Origin of the sequence: Lentzea terrae (assembly GCF_003265345.1) — a bacterium.
Taxonomy (GTDB): Bacteria; Actinomycetota; Actinomycetes; order Mycobacteriales; family Pseudonocardiaceae; genus Lentzea; species Lentzea terrae.
This window is the reverse complement of the sequence record NZ_QFWW01000036.1, coordinates 177,664-194,883: the sequence shown is the minus strand read 5'-3', so window position 1 is coordinate 194,883 and position 17,220 is coordinate 177,664. Positions and strand designations below refer to the sequence as shown.

Here is a 17,220-nt window from a genome sequence, read left to right as displayed (position 1 = left end):
CGACCCTATTGCGATCTTCAGCCGGCCTTGAGCGTTTTGGACCAGAGCGATGCGCCGGTTGCGTCCCGCAGCCACACCGTGAGCTCGTCCCTGCTCGCCTTCACCTCGCCGAAGTGCTGGAACCCGTCCAGCGGCGTGGTGTTGGCGGCAGGCGGGGCGTTCACGAACACCGCCTGCGGGCCGAACGTCGGGTCGAGCTTGTTCGGGCCGAACGCGCCGGCGTGCAGCGGGCCGGACACGAACTCCCAGAACGGGTCGAAGTCGCCGACGGCCGCGCGGTCCGGCGAGTAGTGGTGGGCGGCAGTGTAGTGGACGTCCGCGGTGAGCCACACGGTGTTGCGGACCCGGCGGCGCTTGAGCTCGCGCAGCACCCACGCGATCTCGTGCTCACGGCCGTTCGGGGCGCCCGGCAGGCCGTTCGCGACGCCCTCGATGTCGGCGCCGTCCGGGACGACGAGGCCGACCGGCAGATCCGCCGCGATGATCTTCCACGTGGCGGTGCTGCGGGAGAGTTCACGCACGAGCCACTGGGCCTGCTTGGCGCCGAGGATCACGCCGGGCTGGTCCTTGGGCGAGGTGTTCTTGTCCTTGTAGGTGCGCATGTCGAGCACGAAGATCTCGACGTTGCGGCCGTAGGAGAACTTCCGGTACACACGGCCGTCGACCGCGCGGCGCCGGTCGATCGGCATCCACTCGTGGAACGCCTGGAAAGCACGCTGTGCCAGCACGTCCACGCGCTTCTCGGTGTACTGCGGGAGGTCGAGGATCTCGCCGGGATACCAGTTGTTGGTGACCTCGTGGTCGTCCCACTGCGCGAACATCGGGACCTGGGCGGCGAAGCGCTTGAGGTTGTCGTCGAGCAGGTTGTAGGCGAACTGGCCGCGGTACTCGTCGAGCGTCTCGGCGACCTTGAGCTTCTCCGGCGTGACGACGTTGCGCCAGATCCGGCCGTCGGGCAGCGTCACCGACTCCTTCATCGGGTTGTCGGAGTAGACGCTGTCACCGCTGTGAATGAAGAAGTCCGGCTTGCGGTCGGCCATGGCCTTGAAGATCGGCATGCCGCCGAGGTCCGGGTTGATGCCCCAGCCCTGGCCCGCGACGTCGCCGGACCACACGAAGCGGACGTCGTCCCGGCCGAGCGGGGCCGTGGTGAAGCTGCCGGTGACGGGCTCGCTGCAGGTGCGGCCGTGCAGGTCCTCGGCCGTGACGCGGTAGTAGGCGGGACGGCCGGGCAGCAGGTGGCCGACCCGGACGTGCCCGGTGCCGCCCGTCTCCGGTGTGAGCAGCGGACCTCGGATGTGGCGGGAGAGACGGAAGTTCGGGTCGTTGGACACCTCGACGAGCATCCGGGACGGACGGTCGGCGCGGGTCCAGACGATGCCGCCGTCCCAGGTGACGTCGCCGGACTGCACGCCGTGGGTGAGGGTCGGACGGTCACTCTTGGCGAGGCTGATGCCCGAGGGCACCAGCGCCGCAGCCGTGCCGAATGCGCCTGCCTTGAACAACGTGCGACGGTCGAAGGTCATGCGCGGTTTCTAGTCGCCGGTTCTGACCGGCGACCGAACCCGAGATGAACTTCAGCAGCGCAGGTCGGTCCAGCCGGAGACGTACTTGCCGTCCGGCGTGGTCACGCTCGCGGCGGCGCGGGTGCACTTGTCGAGGGTGGCGGCCCCTTCGCCCCAGAGCTCCTGCTTCATGCTGCCCTGGGCACCACCGCGCGGGTACTCCTCGCCGTTCTCGATCACGGCGATCCAGTTCGACACGCGGTAGCGGTGGCTCTGCGCGTAGGAGTCCCACACCCACAGGTACGGGTAGTTCTTGCCGCAGCCGGCGAACTGCTTCACCGACGCGATGATCTTGTCCTGGTACTTGAGGTGGCCCGTGGTGCCGATCTGCTTGGCAGAGGGACAACCGGGGACGGTCTCGGCGGCGTTCGCGGTGCCGGTTCCGACGGACAGCAGCGTCGCGGCCAGTGCGGCGGCGATGGCGATTGGCTTTCTCACAGCCGCGACGCTGGTGCAGTCCGGTTAGGTGGCGGTAAATCAGGTCAGGCGCTTGAGCCAGTCCGTGATGATCTGCCGCGACGCGGGCGTGGCGTGCACCCACGTCTGGTGGTTCTGGTCGGTGTACTTGACCACCAGCCAGCGGCCGTCCTCGAAGTCGATCGTGGTGAGGAAGGTCTTGGCCCGCTGCCGCCCCTCGCCGTTGCGCTTGGCCGCGTACAGCTTCGCCGTGCCCTTGCGGGGCTGGGCGAGCAGCTGGCGCAACGAGATCGACGCCGACGCCTTGCCCGCCTGCCGCTCGTTGATCTCCGACTCGTGCACGTTGATCGACGCGCCCTTGCCGGCGGGCACGTCCGGCAGCTGCATCGCGAGGACCTCCGGCGCGTTCTCCGGCCGGATCGGGTGCAGCTGCACGAACCCGTTGTCGTGCACGGCAAGCACGCCGTGCTGCGAGTTCGCGGCGACCATCACGGGCTTGGTCTCGTTCGGCGTGACCGCGATCCACGCCGAGTAGTCCGTGTCCGCCTTGGCGATCAGGTGCAGCGTCCCCCGCACGTCCGGGTGGTCCAGCCCGACCCTGCGCAGCTCGCCGATGACATCGCGCTCGATGACCGCGCGCTCGTCGTCGGTCTCGCCGGGCGACTCGACCGACAGCGCCGGGTGGTACGCGCCGAGCCGCTCCTGCTTCCACAGCACGTCGAACGCGAGGTCGGACAGCTGAATGGACGAACGCAGCACGCTCACCCCCCGATCGTCGGCGGCGCGACCATCGGCATGTCACCGATGATCTCGTTGGTGTTCTCCTCGGTGACCAGGTAGTCGGCGGACTTGTGCTCCAAGTCGTCCTCCCCTTGCCCCTTCTGCCCCTGGCCGCCCATACCGCCCATGCCCGCGGCACCGGCCCGGCCCGCCGCACCCGCGGCACCGCCACGACCGCCGGCGTTCGCGCTCTCGCCCATGCCACCGAACACACCGGCCTTGCCGCCGGGCTGCTGCGCGCTCGTGCCGCTACCGGTGCCCACGCCGCCGATGCCGCCACGCCCGGCAGAGGAACCGCCACCGACCTTGCCGCCGCCACCACCGCCGGGACCGCCACCGAACTTGCCGCCGCCGGTGCCACCGGGTCCGCGCCCGGTGCCGCCGGGGCCGACGGGCACGCCGATGGGCGGGATGCCGGTGTTCGGCGGGCGCTCGATCACGCTGCCGACGGGCGGCTTGCCCCCGCCGGGGAACTCGGTCCTCAGCGGACTGTTGACATCTCCGCCGACGGCCTGGGATGTCGTGGTGTCGTTGCCACCGGTGATGCTGCCGGGCTCGGTCCACGTGCCGGACGGGCCCTGCGGGCTGCCGGGCGAGCTCGGGAATCCCGTGCCCGTGTTGCCGGTCGGGCGGCCGGCCGTGCCGATGTTGGAGGTCTTGTCGGTGCCGTTGTCGCCGCCGGTGTTGATCACCTCGACGTTCAGCGTGTCCGCCGTGACGCCCGGGAACTCCTTGGGGAGCTCGCTGCGGTTGGTGTTGCTGGCGCTCTGGAACTCCTTGTAGACCTTCCGGTTGTGCGACTCATCGCCGTTGTAGGCGTTGACCGCGTCCTCGGTGTCGGTGTCCCACGGGGTGGCGTCGTCCCAGAAGTTCGTGTCCGGCTTCTGCTCCGGCATGTTCTTGAGCTGCGCCTTGTTGTGGTTGAACTGGTAGACCTGGTTGGACAGCGAGTGGTCGGCCTGCCGCAGCGCGTCCTGCATCTGGATCATGGCCTGGTTGATGGGGTTGGCAGCGGCCTGCGCGGCGTCCGCGCTCGCCCCGGTCCACGCCTCGCCCAAGGTCTCGCCGACCTTCTTGAGCCTGGCCTCGATGCCGGCGTAGGTCTGCTCGAGCTCCGCGGCCTTGACCGCCGCCTCCTGCGCCTTACCGGTGCCAGGGCCGCCAGTCATCTGGGCGTAGATCTGATGCCCCGAGAACGCTTCGGCGCGGGAGGTGTCCTCGGAGAAACAACTGGGCGCGGGCCGGGTCATTTCGCACCTGCCTTTATCGTGGTGATTGCCAGGTTCGCGAACTCCGTGACCCCAGCGCACGGATCCGCGAAGTACTTGCTCTTCTCATCGCTCTGGAAGGTGAAGAGGATTGCCCTCTCGTCGGAGGCGCCGACGATGATGTCGCAGTCGCCGTCCTTGCGCTCGTCAGCGACGAGTGCGACGACCGCCGGGTGACCCTGGATCGCGGGCCGCTCCTCGAACGCGGCGTACGAGCCCTTCTTGCCGTAGGTGGTGCCGAGGCTCGTCCCGGCAGGGAGGATGACCATGCCGGTGGACATCTCCGCAGCGGTGAGCGCGCCGGACCACTTGCACGCCGGGCCAGGCGCACCGGAGTTCACCGAACCGGTGACGCCGGGCAGTCCGTACGCCGTCAACTGGGCCGCAGAGACAACGGTGCAAGGGGCGGCCTCGAAGGCCGTCAGGGTGAGCGGGTTCGAAACCTTGGGCGCTCCACCACTGTTGCCGGCGCTGGTCGGCTGGGTCGCGGTGGTCGGCGTACCGGTGGTTCCGCCGCTACCTGTGCCGCAGCCCGCCAGCAGCACGAGTGCGGCACCGGCGACGATCGTTCGGATGCGCAACAGCTCAGTCCTTCGGCTTGAGGTTCGCCTGGTTGCCCTGCTCGGTCTGCTCGTACTGGGTGAGCGTGGCCTTCAGGTTGTCGATCCGGGTCTTCAGCGTCTTCTGCAGTTGCTTGTTCGACGTCTGGTGCGCCGCGCCGGCGGTGACGGCCCAGTTGTTGTAGACCTTGCTCGGCATGTCGAGCCCGGCGGGCTCGACCGCGACCAGCGCCTTGCCGGTGTCGTTCGCCTTCTCAAGATCGAGGTAGATGGCCTCGTACTCCTTGATGGCAGCGCGCAGCGTCTCGAGATCGACCTTTGTCCCGCTCATCCCCAGTGCCCTCCCCTGCAGATTCGTGCGCTGAGCAGCATAGCGCCGGGTCAGGGACCTTGTCCGGGGTTCAAGGCGCGATCGGGTGAACAACGCGAAGTGTCACTCCGACATTGCGACAAGCGCGGGTACGAAGTGCTACGCGCTTCGTTCTTCGGTGCTTTTCGTCAGCACCGCAATTGAGCGTCGAGTGGCATTTACGACGGTCTTTGCGTTTACGTCTGCTGTTGTTGCTGGGACGGCAGGCGGCCCTCCGCCATGCGCTTCAGCAAGTCCTTGCGCAGCCACAACATGTAGGTCCACACGAGACCGAAGATCACGCCGATCACGCCCAGCGCGGGCAGCAGGATCCAGGTCGCGATCAGCAGCACGTGCAGGCCCACGACGGCGGGGATGGCCCACGGGCGGCGGACGAAGGCGCACATCGCGATGAACACCGCGATGAAGCCGAACGCCACCCAGCCGACGAGGGTGCCGACGCCGCCGTGCAGCTTCGCGATCACCGGCAGGGCCAGAGCGACGACGATGACCTCGAGGATCAGCGTGCCGGCCATGATGCCGCGGAACGCCTTGAGCGGGTCCTTCTTCGGCGCTGGTGCGGGAACAGGAGCTGCCTCGGTCACGCCGGCTCCTTTCCGAACAGGGCGCGGGCCTCGCCGGCGGTGACGACGGAGCCGGTGACGATCACGCCGCCGCCGGACAGTTCGTCCTCGGTGAGGTGGATGGCTTCCTCGATGGCGTCGTCGAGGCGCGGGCGCACCTCGAAGCGGTCCTCACCGAAGATCGGTACGGCCAGACCGGCGAGGACGTCCGGGTCCATGGCGCGCGGGGACGAGTTGGTGGTGATCACCAGTTCCTGCACGACCGGTTCCAGGGCCGAGAGGATGCCCTCGGCGTCCTTGTCGGACATGACCGCCACGACGGCCACGAGCTTGCGGAAGCTGAACTCGGAGTCCAGGGCGCGGGCCAGAGCCGCGGCGCCGTGCGGGTTGTGCGCGGCGTCCACGAACACGTTGGGCGCGGAACGGACGCGCTCCAGGCGGCCCGGGGTGACGACCGTGGCGAAGCCTTCGCGGATCGCCTCCACGTCGAGCTGACGGTCGGCGCCGGCGCCGAAGAACGCCTCGACGGCCGCCAGTGCCATGGCGGCGTTCGCTGCCTGGTGTTCGCCGTGCAGCGGCAGGAAGATGTCCTCGTAGACGCCGCCGAGGCCCTGCAACGTGATCAGCTGGCCGCCGACGGCCACCGACCGCGACACCACGCCGAACTCGCTGCCGAACCGGGCGATCATCGCGTCGACCTCGGCCACGCGTTCCAGGATGACCTTCATCGCCTCCGGCGCCTGCTCGCCGACGATCGCGACGGAGCCCGGCTTGATGATCCCGGCCTTCTCCGTGGCGATGTCCTCGATGCGCGTGCCGAGGTACTCGGTGTGGTCGAGGCCGATCGGCGTCAACAGAGCGATCTTCGCGTCGGCGATCGAGGTCGCGTCCCACGTGCCGCCCATGCCGACCTCGACGACCGCGACGTCGACCGGGGCGTCCGCGAAGGCCGCGTACGCCATGCCGGTGAGCACCTCGAACTTGCTCATCCGGATCTCGGACTGCGCGTCGACCATCGCGATGTACGGCTCGATGTCGCGGTAGACCTCGACGTAGCGATCAGGGGCGATCGGCTGGTTGTCGAGGCTGATCCGCTCGGTCGCGAGCTGCAGGTGCGGGCTCGTGTACCGGCCGGTGCGCAGGCCGATGCGGGTGAAGAGCGCATCGGCCATGCGCGACGTCGACGTCTTGCCGTTCGTGCCCGTGAGCTGCACGACCGGGTAGTTCGTCTGGGGGTCGCCCAGCACGTGCGCCAGCGCCTTGATCCGGTCCAGCGACGGCTCGAGCTTGGTCTCGGGCCACCGCTGGTTGAGCTCGTTCTCGACGTCGAGGAACTCGTCGAGGTTGATGTCCACTGTGCTTACGCCTCCGGCAACGCCGCGAGGCGCTCGTTGATGCGGGCGATCTCGGACTCGGCCACGGCCTTGCGCTCCTCGATCTTGGCCTTGACGTCGGCGGGCGCCTTGGCGAGGAACGCCTCGTTGCCGAGCTTCTTCGTCGTGCCCTCGAGCTCCTTCTGCGCCACGGCGAGGTCCTTCGCGAGGCGCTTGCGCTCGGCCGCGACGTCGATCGCGCCGGACAGGTCCAGCTCGACCTTCACCGCACCCTTGGGCAGACCGACCTCCAGCGTCGCCGAGACGGTGAACTCGTCACCCGGCTCGGTGAGCCTCGTCATCGCGCGGACGGCCGGAACCTGGTCGGTGAGGCCGACGCAGCACGCGCCGCGGACCTTGCCCGCGACCTTCTGGCCCGGCTTGAGGCCCTGCTCCGAGCGGAACCGGCGGATCTCGGTGGCCAGCTTCTTCAGGCCCTCGACCTGAGCGGCGGCCTCGAGGTCGCGCTCGGCACCCGACGCGGACGGCCACGACGCGATGACGAGCGACTCCGCGCCGGTCAGCGCGGTCCACAGCGTCTCGGTGATGAACGGGATCGACGGGTGCAGCAGGCGCAGCAGGACGTCGAGGACGTGGCCCAGAACGGACTGCGTGGCCTCGACGCGCCCCTCCGCGATCTGGACCTTGGCGATCTCCAGGTACCAGTCGCAGAACTCGTCCCACGTGAAGCTGTACAACGCCTCGCACGCGCGGGAGAACTGGAACGCCTCGAAGTTCGAGTCCACAGTGGACACGAGGGCGTCGAGCTCGTCGAGGATCCAGCGGTCGGCCGCCGTCAGCTCGTCGCGGGCCGGCAGCGGACGGGCCACCGTCGCACCGTTGGACAGCGCGAACCTCGTGGCGTTCCACAGCTTGGTGGTGAAGTTGCGCGAGCCGGCCGCCCACTCCTCCGCGACGGCCATGTCCGAACCGGGGTTCGTGCCGCGCAGCAACGTGAACCGGGTGGCGTCCGCGCCGTAGCGCTCCATCCAGTCCAGCGGGTCGATGCCGTTGCCCTTGGTCTTCGACATCTTCTTGCCGTACTGGTCCCGGATCAGACCGTGCAGGAAGACGTGGTCGAACGGCTGCACGTCGTCCATCGCGTACAGGCCGAACATCATCATCCGGACGACCCAGAAGAACAGGATGTCGTAGCCGGTCGAGAGAACCGAGGTCGGGTAGAACTTCTCGAGGTCCTCAGTGGAATCCGGCCAGCCGAGCGTCGAGAACGGCCACAGGCCCGACGAGAACCAGGTGTCGAGGACGTCCTCGTCCTGGCGCCAGCCCGCACCGGTGGGCACCTCGTCGTCCGGTCCGACGCAGACGACCTCGCCGTTCGGGCCGTACCAGACCGGAATCCGGTGGCCCCACCACAGCTGCCGCGAGATGCACCAGTCGTGCAGGTTGTCGGTCCAGTCGAAGTACCGCTTGTTCAGCTCCGCCGGGTGGATCTTGGTACGACCGTCGCGGACGGCGGCGGACGCCTTCGCGGCGATGCCCTCGACCTTGACCCACCACTGCAGCGAGAGGCGCGGCTCGATGACCGTGTCGCACCGCGAGCAGTGCCCGACGGCGTGCACGTACGGCCGCTTCTCCGCGACGATCCGGCCGTCCGCGCGCAACGCGGCGACGATCGCCGGACGCGCCTCGAACCGGTCGAGCCCCTCGAACGGGCCGTGCGCGGTGATGGTCGCGCGACCGTCCATGATCGTGAGGTTCGGCAGGTTGTGGCGCTGGCCGATCTCGAAGTCGTTCGGGTCGTGCGCGGGCGTGACCTTCACCGCGCCGGTGCCGAACTTCGGGTCGACGTGCGTGTCGGCGACGATCGGGATGCGGCGGCCGGTCAGCGGCAGCTCGACCTCGGTGCCGATGAGGTGCTGGTAGCGCTCGTCGTCGGGGTGGACGGCGACCGCGGTGTCACCGAGCATCGTCTCGGCGCGCGTGGTCGCGACGACGATCGAGTTCTCGCCCTCGCCGTAGCGGATGGAGACGAGCTCGCCGTCGTCGTCGCTGTGGTCGACCTCGACGTCGGACAACGCCGTCTGGCAGCGCGGACACCAGTTGATGATCCGCTCGGCCTGGTAGATCAGGCCGTCGTCGTACATCTTCTTGAAGATCGTCTGGACGGCACGCGACAGCCCCTCGTCCATGGTGAAGCGCTCACGCGACCAGTCGATGCCGTCGCCGAGCCGCTTCATCTGGTCGAGGATCTTGCCGCCGTACTCCTCTTTCCACTCCCAGACGCGCTCGACGAACTTCTCGCGCCCGAGGTCGTGCCGCGACTTGCCCTGCTTGGCCAGGTCGCGCTCGACGGCGTTCTGCGTGGCGATGCCGGCGTGGTCCATGCCCGGCAGCCACAGGACCTCGTAGCCCTGCATGCGGCGGCGCCTGGTCAGCGCGTCCATCACGCTGTGGTTCATGGCGTGGCCCATGTGGAGGCTGCCGGTGACGTTGGGCGGCGGGAGCACGATCGTGAACGGCGGCTTGTCGCTCTTGACGTCCGCCTCGAAGTAGCCCCGGTCGACCCACCGCTGGTACAGCTCCGCCTCTACCTCCGCCGGAGTCCACGCGGCGGGGAGGTCAGGACGCTGGGTTGCGGTGTCGAGTTCAGTCACAGCTGTCAAGTCTACGGAGCGCCAGGTATCGACTTGAACCGAGATACCTGCTAACGGGCCGATCGCGATCTACCATCCCGCAACCGCCACACGACCTGGGGAAACCTCGGGACAACCCGCACGGGCCCGTGAGCGTGGTGTTCGTGGCGAATCTACTTTGGGGGGAGCAAGTGCAGTACGACATCGAGGACCACCCGGACCTCAAGGACGCGGCGTGGCTCCGCGCCGCGAACAGACGGGCGAAGCGGGAAATCCGCAGACAGCGGCGACAGGCTCGCATGTACCGGCACGGCCGCACGGTCGTGGTCGCCATCGCGCTGGTCGCTGTTGGCGCGGTGCTGTTCGGGCTGTACCGGGCCGGGACGTTCGACACGGTCTCGCTGCCGCAGGTGACGCTGCCGACGAACGTTGCGCCGCACCAGGGCGTCAACGTCGAGAAGCCGTTCGCCGGCACCCCCGCCGAGCAGTGGGCGGACGGCGAAAAGGGCATCGTCGCGCCGGATCAGAACCCGGAGTACGCCGCGTCCTACGAAGCCGCGCGCAAGGCGCTCATCGCCGGGCACCTGGACCCGCGGGTGATCGCCGACCACGACATGGAGCCGTTCGTGACGCTGCTGGCGCCGACGCTGCGGGACGCCTGGCGCAACGACCCGAACTCCGGCTCGGCGGTGACTCGGCTGAAGAAGGGCACCACGCTGCTGCCGGACGGGATCAAGGTCGACGGCCGCATGTGGCCGGGCCGCGACGAGCACGGACGCCCGCTCGTGCACACGAGCTACCGGTTCGCGTACGCCTTCGATCCCGGCGACCAGCGGACGTTGCTGGACCAGTACGAGATCGTCGCCCTGGTCCGCTCCGACACGGACTACCAGCTCGCCGAAGACGGGGTCTGGACCGTCGCGAGCACCGGCTTCCGGTACTTGATTGCCTGCAAGGCGTCGAAAGAGGGTTTCATCGCCCCCATGTTCACCGAGAAGCGGCCGGTGCCCGCCGGACTGACGGAGGACGACATGCGCAAGCCGGAGGAGTGGTTCGCGCCGGACGCGCCAATGCCCACCAGCAACTGCGACTGATCACCCTTTCAGAGGTGCCGGGCGTGAGTGACGGCGATCACAATTGACCGTCACGGACCGTTCAACCCCTTGGGGCCCGTGACGGCGACGCCGCCGCGTTCTTCGGGGGCGCTGGCGGCGCCGACGTCGATCAGCGAAGAATGCACGTATGAGCAGCAAGCCCCCGCAGCACGACGTCGACGAGTCCGCGCTCGAAGTCACCACCCCGAAGACATGGGCAGCGGGTATTCCCGGTGTGCTCGTGTCGCTCGACCGGGCGGTCGAGCAGATGGGTGTCAGCCGGACGGTCAAGACGTTGCGCCTGCTCAACCAGCGTGAAGGTTTCGACTGTCCCGGTTGCGCGTGGCCGGAGCCGCAGGGCCACCGCAAGATGGCGGAGTTCTGCGAGAACGGCGCGAAGGCCGTCGCCGAGGAGGCGACGAAGCGGCGCATCGGGCCCGAGTTCTTCGCCGCGCACTCGGTCGAGAGCCTGCAGACCAAGACCGACTACTGGCTCGGGCAGCAGGGCCGCCTCACCGAGCCGATGGTGCTCGAGCCCGGCGCCACGCACTACACGCCGATCAGCTGGGACGCCGCGTTCACGCTCGTCGCCGAGGAGCTGAACGCGCTCTCCTCGCCCGACGAGGCGATCTTCTACACGTCCGGCCGCACCAGCAACGAGGCCGCGTTCCTCTACCAGCTGCTGGTCCGCTCGTTCGGCACCAACAACCTGCCGGACTGCTCGAACATGTGCCACGAGTCGTCCGGCGCCGCGCTGAACGAGACCATCGGCATCGGCAAGGGCTCGGTATCGATCAAGGACTTCGACCTCGCCGACCTGATCGTGGTCGTGGGCCAGAACCCCGGCACGAACCACCCGCGCATGCTCAGTGCACTCGAGGACGCGAAGAAGAACGGCGCGAAGATCATCGCCGTGAACCCGCTGCCGGAAGCGGGCCTGATGCGGTTCAAGAACCCGCAGAACGTCGCGGGCGTCGTCGGCCGCGGCACCGCGCTGTGCGACGAGTTCGTGCAGATCAAGGTCGGCGGCGACCAGGCGCTGTTCCAGGCGATCGGTCACCTGGTCCTGCAGTGGGACAAGGCCGACAAGAACTTCGTGAACGCCAAGACGCACGGCTTCGAGGAGTACGCAGCCGGCCTGCGCGAGCTCGACTGGGACGCGGTGCTCACCGCGACCGGCCTGACCCGCGAGCAGATCACCCGCGTGGCCGGCATGTTCGTCGACTCGCAGCGCACGATCGCCTGCTGGGCCATGGGTCTGACGCAGCACAAGCACAGCGTGCCGACGATCCGCGAGGTCGCGAACGTCATGTTCCTGCGCGGCATGATCGGCAAGCCGGGCGCCGGCCTCTGCCCCGTGCGCGGCCACTCGAACGTGCAGGGCGACCGCACGATGGGCATCTACGAGAAGATGCCGGAGAAGTTCTTGCAGGCGCTGGAGACCGAGTTCGGCATCCCGGTGCCGCGCAAGCACGGTTACGACACCGTCGACGCCATCAACGCCATGCGGCACGGGCGCGGCAAGGTGTTCATCGCCATGGGCGGCAACTTCGTCAGCGCCACCCCGGACACGCCGGTGACCGAGAAGGCGCTGGAGCAGTGCTCGTTGACCGTGCACGTCTCCACGAAGCTCAACCGCTCGCACGTGATCCACGGTCGCACCGCGCTGATCCTGCCCGCGCTCGGCCGCACCGAGAGCGACGTGCAGCACTCGGGCGAGCAGTTCGTGACGGTCGAGGACTCGATGTCGGTCGTGCACCGCTCGCGCGGCCGGTTGGCGCCCGCGTCCGACCAGCTGCTGTCCGAGGTGTCGATCATCTGCCGCCTCGCCCGCAAGACGCTCGGCGCCGCGCACCCCATTGCCTGGGAAGAGTTCGAGAAGGACTACGACGTCATCCGCGAGCACATCTCGCGTGTGGTGCCGGGCTGCACCGACTACAACACGCGCGTGCGTCAGCCCGACGGTTTCGTGCTGCCGCACCCGCCGCGCGACTCGCAGGAGTTCGCGACGGCCACCGGCAAGGCGAACTTCACCGCGAACGAGCTGACCGTGCTGGAAGTGCCGGAGGGCCGCCTGCTGATGCAGACCCTGCGCAGCCACGACCAGTACAACACCACGATCTACGGCCTCGACGACCGCTACCGCGGCGTGAAGGACGGCCGGCGCGTGGTGTTCGTGAACCCCGACGACATTGCAGCGCTGGGGTTCAAGGACGGCCAGATGGTCAACATCGTGTCGGAGTGGAAGGACGACCCGACGGGCGTAGTCGAACGCCGCGCCGAGTCGTTCCGGATCGTCTCCTACCCGACCGCGCACGGGTGCGTGGCCACGTACTTCCCCGAGGCGAACCCCTTGGTGCCGCTCGACTCCAAGGCCGACATCTCGGGGACGCCAACCTCGAAGTCCGTGATCGTGCGGCTCGAGCCTGCTATTTGACGATGACGCTGTAGTTGCTGGCACCACCGTTGGGTCCCAGTTGAACCTCGCCTGCCGGGAAACCCTTGGCGTACAGGCGGAAGGTCTTCGGGGACCCTTCGGTGTTGACCAGTGACAGGCCGCTGTCCACCCACAGCGCGTCCATCCACGGCCGTTTGCCGAGCCGCGTGTCGACCGCGACGTGGACCACCGCGTCGCGGTTGATCGTGAAGCGCGCCAACGGGTTCTGCGTCGCCGACTTCGAGTCGTTGGCGGTGCGGACCCACTGCGCGCCCGCGACCTCGGCCGGCACCGCGCTGAACGTGAAGTCGCGGTCGCCGTACTGCGCGACGCCGGCGCGCAGGCTCGTCTGCAACGACCAGTCGCCGGCGTTTCCGGTGTCCGCCACCGAAAGTCCGCTCAGCACCAGCTCGCCCGACGCGTCCCCGATCGTCAGCCGGGCCTTCGCCGACTTCGTGACCGCACCCGCCGTTCCGGTCACGGTGATGTCGGACGTGCCTTCCGGGGTGTCCGGCAGGGTCGCGACGGTCATCGTGGCGGTGCCGCCGGGGTTGACGGTGGCCGGGTTGAACTGGACCACCGCGCCGGCCGGGATGTTCTCCGCGTCCAGCGAGATCGGACCCGGTGAGCCGGTCGCTGTCGTGCGGATCGCGAACGACGCGGTCTCGCCCGGTTTGATCGTGCGCGCGGCGGGGTCGACGGTGAGGCTGAAGTCGTTGCCCACACCGCACTTCTCGGTCGAGCCGGTGTTCTGGATCCGCGGCGTGCCGGAGTTGCGAACGCAGAAACCATTGGTGTTGCGGAACAGGAAGTCCGTCGGGCTGCTCGTGCCGCGCTCCCAGCCGAAGCCGTCGAACGTCAGGTCGGTCGAGTTGTCCGCGATCACGGCGGGCCTGCCGTCGTTGCTGGTGAACGAGACTCCGCTGCCGCCGACCCACCTGATGCGGTCGGCGTACCGCACGTACCAGCCGTACGCGGGTCGTGTGCCGATGCTGTTCGGGTTGTAGTTGGTGCGCTGGTTGCTCGGCGGGCTGGTCGACATCGTGCCGTTGCCGCCGGGCACGTTGATCTTGACGTTGGTGAACGTGACGTCGCTGATCCGGCCGTCGACGTCACCGTGGATGGTGGGGCTGAACGACGGCGACGCGCCGTTGATCGTGATGTTGTCGTAGGTGATGTTCCTGATCGAACCGACGCCGGGGTTGTTGCCGCAACGCTTTCGGGCGCCGACCTTCATCATGATCGGCGACCGGACACCGCTGATGGTGATGTCGCGGTAGTGCACGTCGGAGATGTTCGTGCCGTCCATCGACACCATGCCGAGCCCGGACTTGTTGGAGCCCTGGATCTGGATGCGCTGGAAGTCGTAGCCGGTGAAGTCGCCGCACGTCTCCGAGCCGAACATCAACGCGTTGCAGCACCCCGCGCTGAGCTTCGTGTCGTAGACCTTCACGTTGCCGTTGGAGATCTTCTGCCCGAGCGCGTAGTCGCTCTTGAACGCCAGCGCGTCGTCGTTGCCCGCGAAATTGCCGTTGGTGATCGTCACATTGGTGGTGCTGATGACGTTCCAGCCGTCGCGGTCGCTCGCCGTGTCGATCGTCAACCGGTCGCTGACGACGTTCTTGCACCCGTTGATCAGCATCGCGAAGTGCCCGCCGCGACGCAGCTTGATGCCGCTCACGGTGAGGTTCTCGCAGCGCGTCAACGAGATGATCTTGTCGGCCTCGCCGCGGTCCGGGTTGCCGGTGATCAGGTGGCCGCCGCCGTCGATGGTGCCGCTGCCCACGAACGCGATGTTCGTCAGCCGGTCGCCCCAGATCATCGCGTTGTGGAAGTGGCTGTGCCCGTAGTCCTGGTACTCGTCCCACGGGTTGTCCTCCGGCGGGTCGTACCCGGTGCCGGACGCACCCATGATCGTCGCGCCCGCGTCGAGCTGGATCGTGACGTTGCTCTTCAGGTGGATCGAGTTGGGCGACCGGTACTTGCCCGGCGGGAACTGCACGGTCCCGCCGCCGGCCGCGTTCGCCGCCGTGATCGCCCTGTTGATCGCGGCCGTGTCGTTCGCGCTGCCGTTGCCGACCGCGCCGTAGTCCTTGACGTTGTGCACCGCCGCCTGTGTCGGACTTCCTGGGGCGGGTTGGGCCAGCACGGTCACAGCCAACAGCGCCGCAGCCACCGCCGCGCCGAGTCTCGGGAACACCGGTGTTCTCCCCTCGGTCGGGTTGAAACGTGGTGAAAACCTTTACAGCGGCGGCTGAGACCACACGCTACGCCGGTCGCACGCGACCGAACAGCCTCCAGCGGCGGCGACCCGCCGGAAGCAACCCGGCCCCGACCTGCCCCTCGGGCTTGGCGTCGACTTCCTCAGGTGCACGAACGAGCCGTCGGACGGTCGCGTCGGCCTCGAAGTCGGCCTGCTTCATCTTCGCAATAGCAAACGCATCGTAGTGCGACAACATGGCGATTCCCCTCAGGTCGGACCTACTCGGGTGAAACGGACGTGCTCACGAAGAAGCGCACCGCTCGCGCGCCTTCAGGTCGCAGTTCCGGGTTCTCCACGCGCTCGTCGAAGCGGTCGAGCAATGCCCGAATCCCACGCTGGACCTCGCGCAACTCTTCACGCGTCATGAACGACGTGGAACTGATGACGCCGTAGTGGTCGCGCCACTCATCCGACAGGTGCTCGTGCTGACGCGCGTACTCGCGGATGCGCTCGAACTCCTGGTCCAGATAGGCCATCTCGGCAGCCTGGGCAGCCAGCGCCCCCTCGTCGTCGAGCCCTTCCGCCGAGATCATCTGATGACGCTTCACGATCCGCCACGGCTTCTGCCTGCCAGGACCTTCCACCTCTGCGACGAAGCCGTACTTGGCCAGCATGTTCAGGTGGTACGAGCAACTGGCGACGCTCTCCCCGAGCTTCGCCGAGCACTGCGTGGCAGTGCTCGGTCCCTGCTCGGTGAGCAGGTTGATCAGCTTCCACCGGAACGGGTGCGACAGCGCCCGGAGTGCCTTGGGGTCAGTGATGGGAGCGTCGGTCATGGCACCACCGTACACGTATCAATAAACCTTTAGCAAGGTTCCTTGATGTATAAATCCTGATATAAAACCGCCCATGATCAGCCAGGCTGTGCGCATGACTCGGGGGCAGCGATGGCTGCTGGGGGCGTTCGGGGCACTAGTCGCAGCGACGTGGATCAACCCGCCATGGCCGGCTGAGCAGGCACTGCACAGCTCACTCACCGCGGTGGCGGTGGTGGGGCTGTGGCTGCTGAGACGCAGGCTGGACACCGCGCAGTGGGCGTGGGCGCTGGCCTTCCTGGCCCTGCACACGATCGCGGCGCGGTGGATCTACTCGTTCGTGCCGTACGACGACTGGACGGACGCGGTGTTCGGCGCGCGGCTGTCGGAGCTGTTCTCGTGGGAGCGCAACCACTTCGACCGACTCGTGCACTTCGCGTACGGCGTGTGCCTCACGGCGGTGCTGCGACTGAAGTGGTTGCGCTCACTGGAGATCGTGCTGGCGACCAGCGCGCTGTACGAGCTGCTGGAGTGGGCGATCGCGATGACGCTCGGCGCCGAGACGGCCGAGGCCTACAACGGGCAGCAGGGCGACATGTGGGATGCCCACGCCGACATGGCACTGGCTGCGCTCGGCGCGCTCGTCACCAGTCTGGCGAGTTCCGTGCGACGGCGGTCACCAGCGGCAACGACTCAATGACCGGCACCCGCAACAACTCCGCGGGCACGTCCGGGTCGCGCACCGGTTCGATGAGCTCTCGCAGCAGCGCGCCGACGACGTCGTCCGCGGTCTGGTCGACCTCGTGGATGAGGTCGCGCAGCTGATCAGCGGCGTCGTTGAGCACGCGCGGCCGCTGCGGTTCCTCCAGCATCAACGCCGCCAGCCGCAAGACCCGCCGGCACGTGCGCAGCCGCAGGCTCCTGCTCGCCGACTCCCGTGCGCCCGCAAGGCCGAGCCGTCCGCGCGTGCGCTCGATCCACGGCTCCACCGTCTCGCGGCGCCAGATCGGGCCGGACGCGAGCTCGGCGTCCGGCTCCGGAATGCCGTGCGAGCGCCGCTTGCGCCACACGGCCACCAACTGCCGGCTGAGCCCCATGGCGTCGGCGATCTCCGCGATCCCGTAAAAGTCCCCCACGCCGTCAACTGTAACCAGAGATAACGGCAGATGTCATCAAAAATT

Annotated in this window: 16 protein-coding genes; 3 read left to right on the top strand and 13 right to left on the bottom strand. The window is 68.1% G+C overall.

Annotated elements, in window-relative coordinates:
• Positions 1–17 precede the first annotated feature (17 nt).
• The 9 genes from DI276_RS44935 to DI276_RS44895 form a co-directional block, all read right to left on the bottom strand.
• Positions 18–1,526: an alkaline phosphatase D family protein gene (locus DI276_RS44935; RefSeq protein ID WP_112275638.1), complete on the bottom strand. Its 1,509-nt coding sequence runs from the start codon at positions 1,524–1,526 to the stop codon at positions 18–20.
• Between the two features lie 51 nt (positions 1,527–1,577).
• Entirely contained in the window at positions 1,578–2,003 is a 426-nt protein-coding gene (locus DI276_RS44930) for a hypothetical protein (protein ID WP_112275635.1), read from the bottom strand.
• Between the two features lie 39 nt (positions 2,004–2,042).
• Positions 2,043–2,747, bottom strand: a complete 705-nt coding sequence (locus tag DI276_RS44925) for an ESX secretion-associated protein EspG (protein WP_112275633.1) — start codon at positions 2,745–2,747, stop codon at positions 2,043–2,045.
• Entirely contained in the window at positions 2,744–4,012 is a 1,269-nt protein-coding gene (locus tag DI276_RS44920; RefSeq protein WP_112275631.1) for a hypothetical protein, read from the bottom strand. Before DI276_RS44920 ends, DI276_RS44925 begins: the two co-directional genes overlap by 4 nt.
• Complete coding sequence (locus DI276_RS44915) at positions 4,009–4,611, bottom strand: DUF3558 domain-containing protein (RefSeq protein ID WP_157985349.1); 603 nt, start codon at positions 4,609–4,611, stop codon at positions 4,009–4,011. The genes DI276_RS44920 and DI276_RS44915 overlap by 4 nt, the downstream gene beginning before the upstream one ends.
• A 4-nt stretch (positions 4,612–4,615) precedes the next feature.
• Positions 4,616–4,921 carry a PE domain-containing protein gene (locus DI276_RS44910; protein ID WP_112275627.1) on the bottom strand — a complete coding sequence of 102 codons (306 nt, stop codon included), beginning with the start codon at positions 4,919–4,921 and terminating at the stop codon, positions 4,616–4,618.
• A 215-nt stretch (positions 4,922–5,136) separates the two neighbouring features.
• Positions 5,137–5,544: a DUF4233 domain-containing protein gene (locus DI276_RS44905; RefSeq protein WP_408610636.1), complete on the bottom strand. Its 408-nt coding sequence runs from the start codon at positions 5,542–5,544 to the stop codon at positions 5,137–5,139.
• Positions 5,541–6,872, bottom strand: a complete 1,332-nt coding sequence (gene folC / locus DI276_RS44900; protein ID WP_112275791.1) for a bifunctional tetrahydrofolate synthase/dihydrofolate synthase — start codon at positions 6,870–6,872, stop codon at positions 5,541–5,543. Before folC ends, DI276_RS44905 begins: the two co-directional genes overlap by 4 nt.
• An 11-nt stretch (positions 6,873–6,883) precedes the next feature.
• The gene (locus tag DI276_RS44895) at positions 6,884–9,511 is read right to left on the bottom strand and encodes a valine--tRNA ligase (protein WP_112275625.1); all 2,628 of its coding nucleotides are present in this window, start codon (positions 9,509–9,511) and stop codon (positions 6,884–6,886) included.
• A gap of 170 nt (positions 9,512–9,681) precedes the next feature.
• Between DI276_RS44895 and DI276_RS44890 the strand changes: the two genes are divergently transcribed.
• Positions 9,682–10,584 carry a hypothetical protein gene (locus tag DI276_RS44890; RefSeq protein ID WP_112275623.1) on the top strand — a complete coding sequence of 301 codons (903 nt, stop codon included), beginning with the start codon at positions 9,682–9,684 and terminating at the stop codon, positions 10,582–10,584.
• A gap of 148 nt (positions 10,585–10,732) precedes the next feature.
• Entirely contained in the window at positions 10,733–13,021 is a 2,289-nt protein-coding gene (locus DI276_RS44885; protein WP_112275621.1) for an FdhF/YdeP family oxidoreductase, read from the top strand.
• On the opposite strand, the gene DI276_RS44880 is transcribed toward DI276_RS44885, so the two are convergent.
• The 3 genes from DI276_RS44880 to DI276_RS44875 all read right to left on the bottom strand — a co-directional run bounded on the left by DI276_RS44880 (position 13,014) and on the right by DI276_RS44875 (position 16,060).
• On the bottom strand, positions 13,014–15,221 hold the full coding sequence (locus DI276_RS44880) for a glycosyl hydrolase family 28 protein (protein WP_112275619.1): 2,208 nt from the start codon (positions 15,219–15,221) through the stop codon (positions 13,014–13,016). The genes DI276_RS44885 and DI276_RS44880 overlap by 8 nt on opposite strands.
• Before the next feature lie 67 nt (positions 15,222–15,288).
• A complete protein-coding gene (locus DI276_RS50590) occupies positions 15,289–15,444 on the bottom strand; it encodes a hypothetical protein (RefSeq protein ID WP_157985348.1) in 156 nt (51 codons plus the stop codon).
• A 58-nt stretch (positions 15,445–15,502) separates the two neighbouring features.
• Positions 15,503–16,060: an ArsR/SmtB family transcription factor gene (locus tag DI276_RS44875; RefSeq protein ID WP_112275617.1), complete on the bottom strand. Its 558-nt coding sequence runs from the start codon at positions 16,058–16,060 to the stop codon at positions 15,503–15,505.
• 94 nt (positions 16,061–16,154) lie between these two features.
• Between DI276_RS44875 and DI276_RS44870 the strand changes: the two genes are divergently transcribed.
• A complete protein-coding gene (locus tag DI276_RS44870; RefSeq protein ID WP_112275789.1) occupies positions 16,155–16,739 on the top strand; it encodes a DUF2238 domain-containing protein in 585 nt (194 codons plus the stop codon).
• Here the strand turns inward: DI276_RS44870 and DI276_RS44865 are convergent.
• Positions 16,684–17,175: a hypothetical protein gene (locus DI276_RS44865; protein ID WP_112275615.1), complete on the bottom strand. Its 492-nt coding sequence runs from the start codon at positions 17,173–17,175 to the stop codon at positions 16,684–16,686. The genes DI276_RS44870 and DI276_RS44865 overlap by 56 nt on opposite strands.
• Positions 17,176–17,220 lie beyond the last annotated feature (45 nt).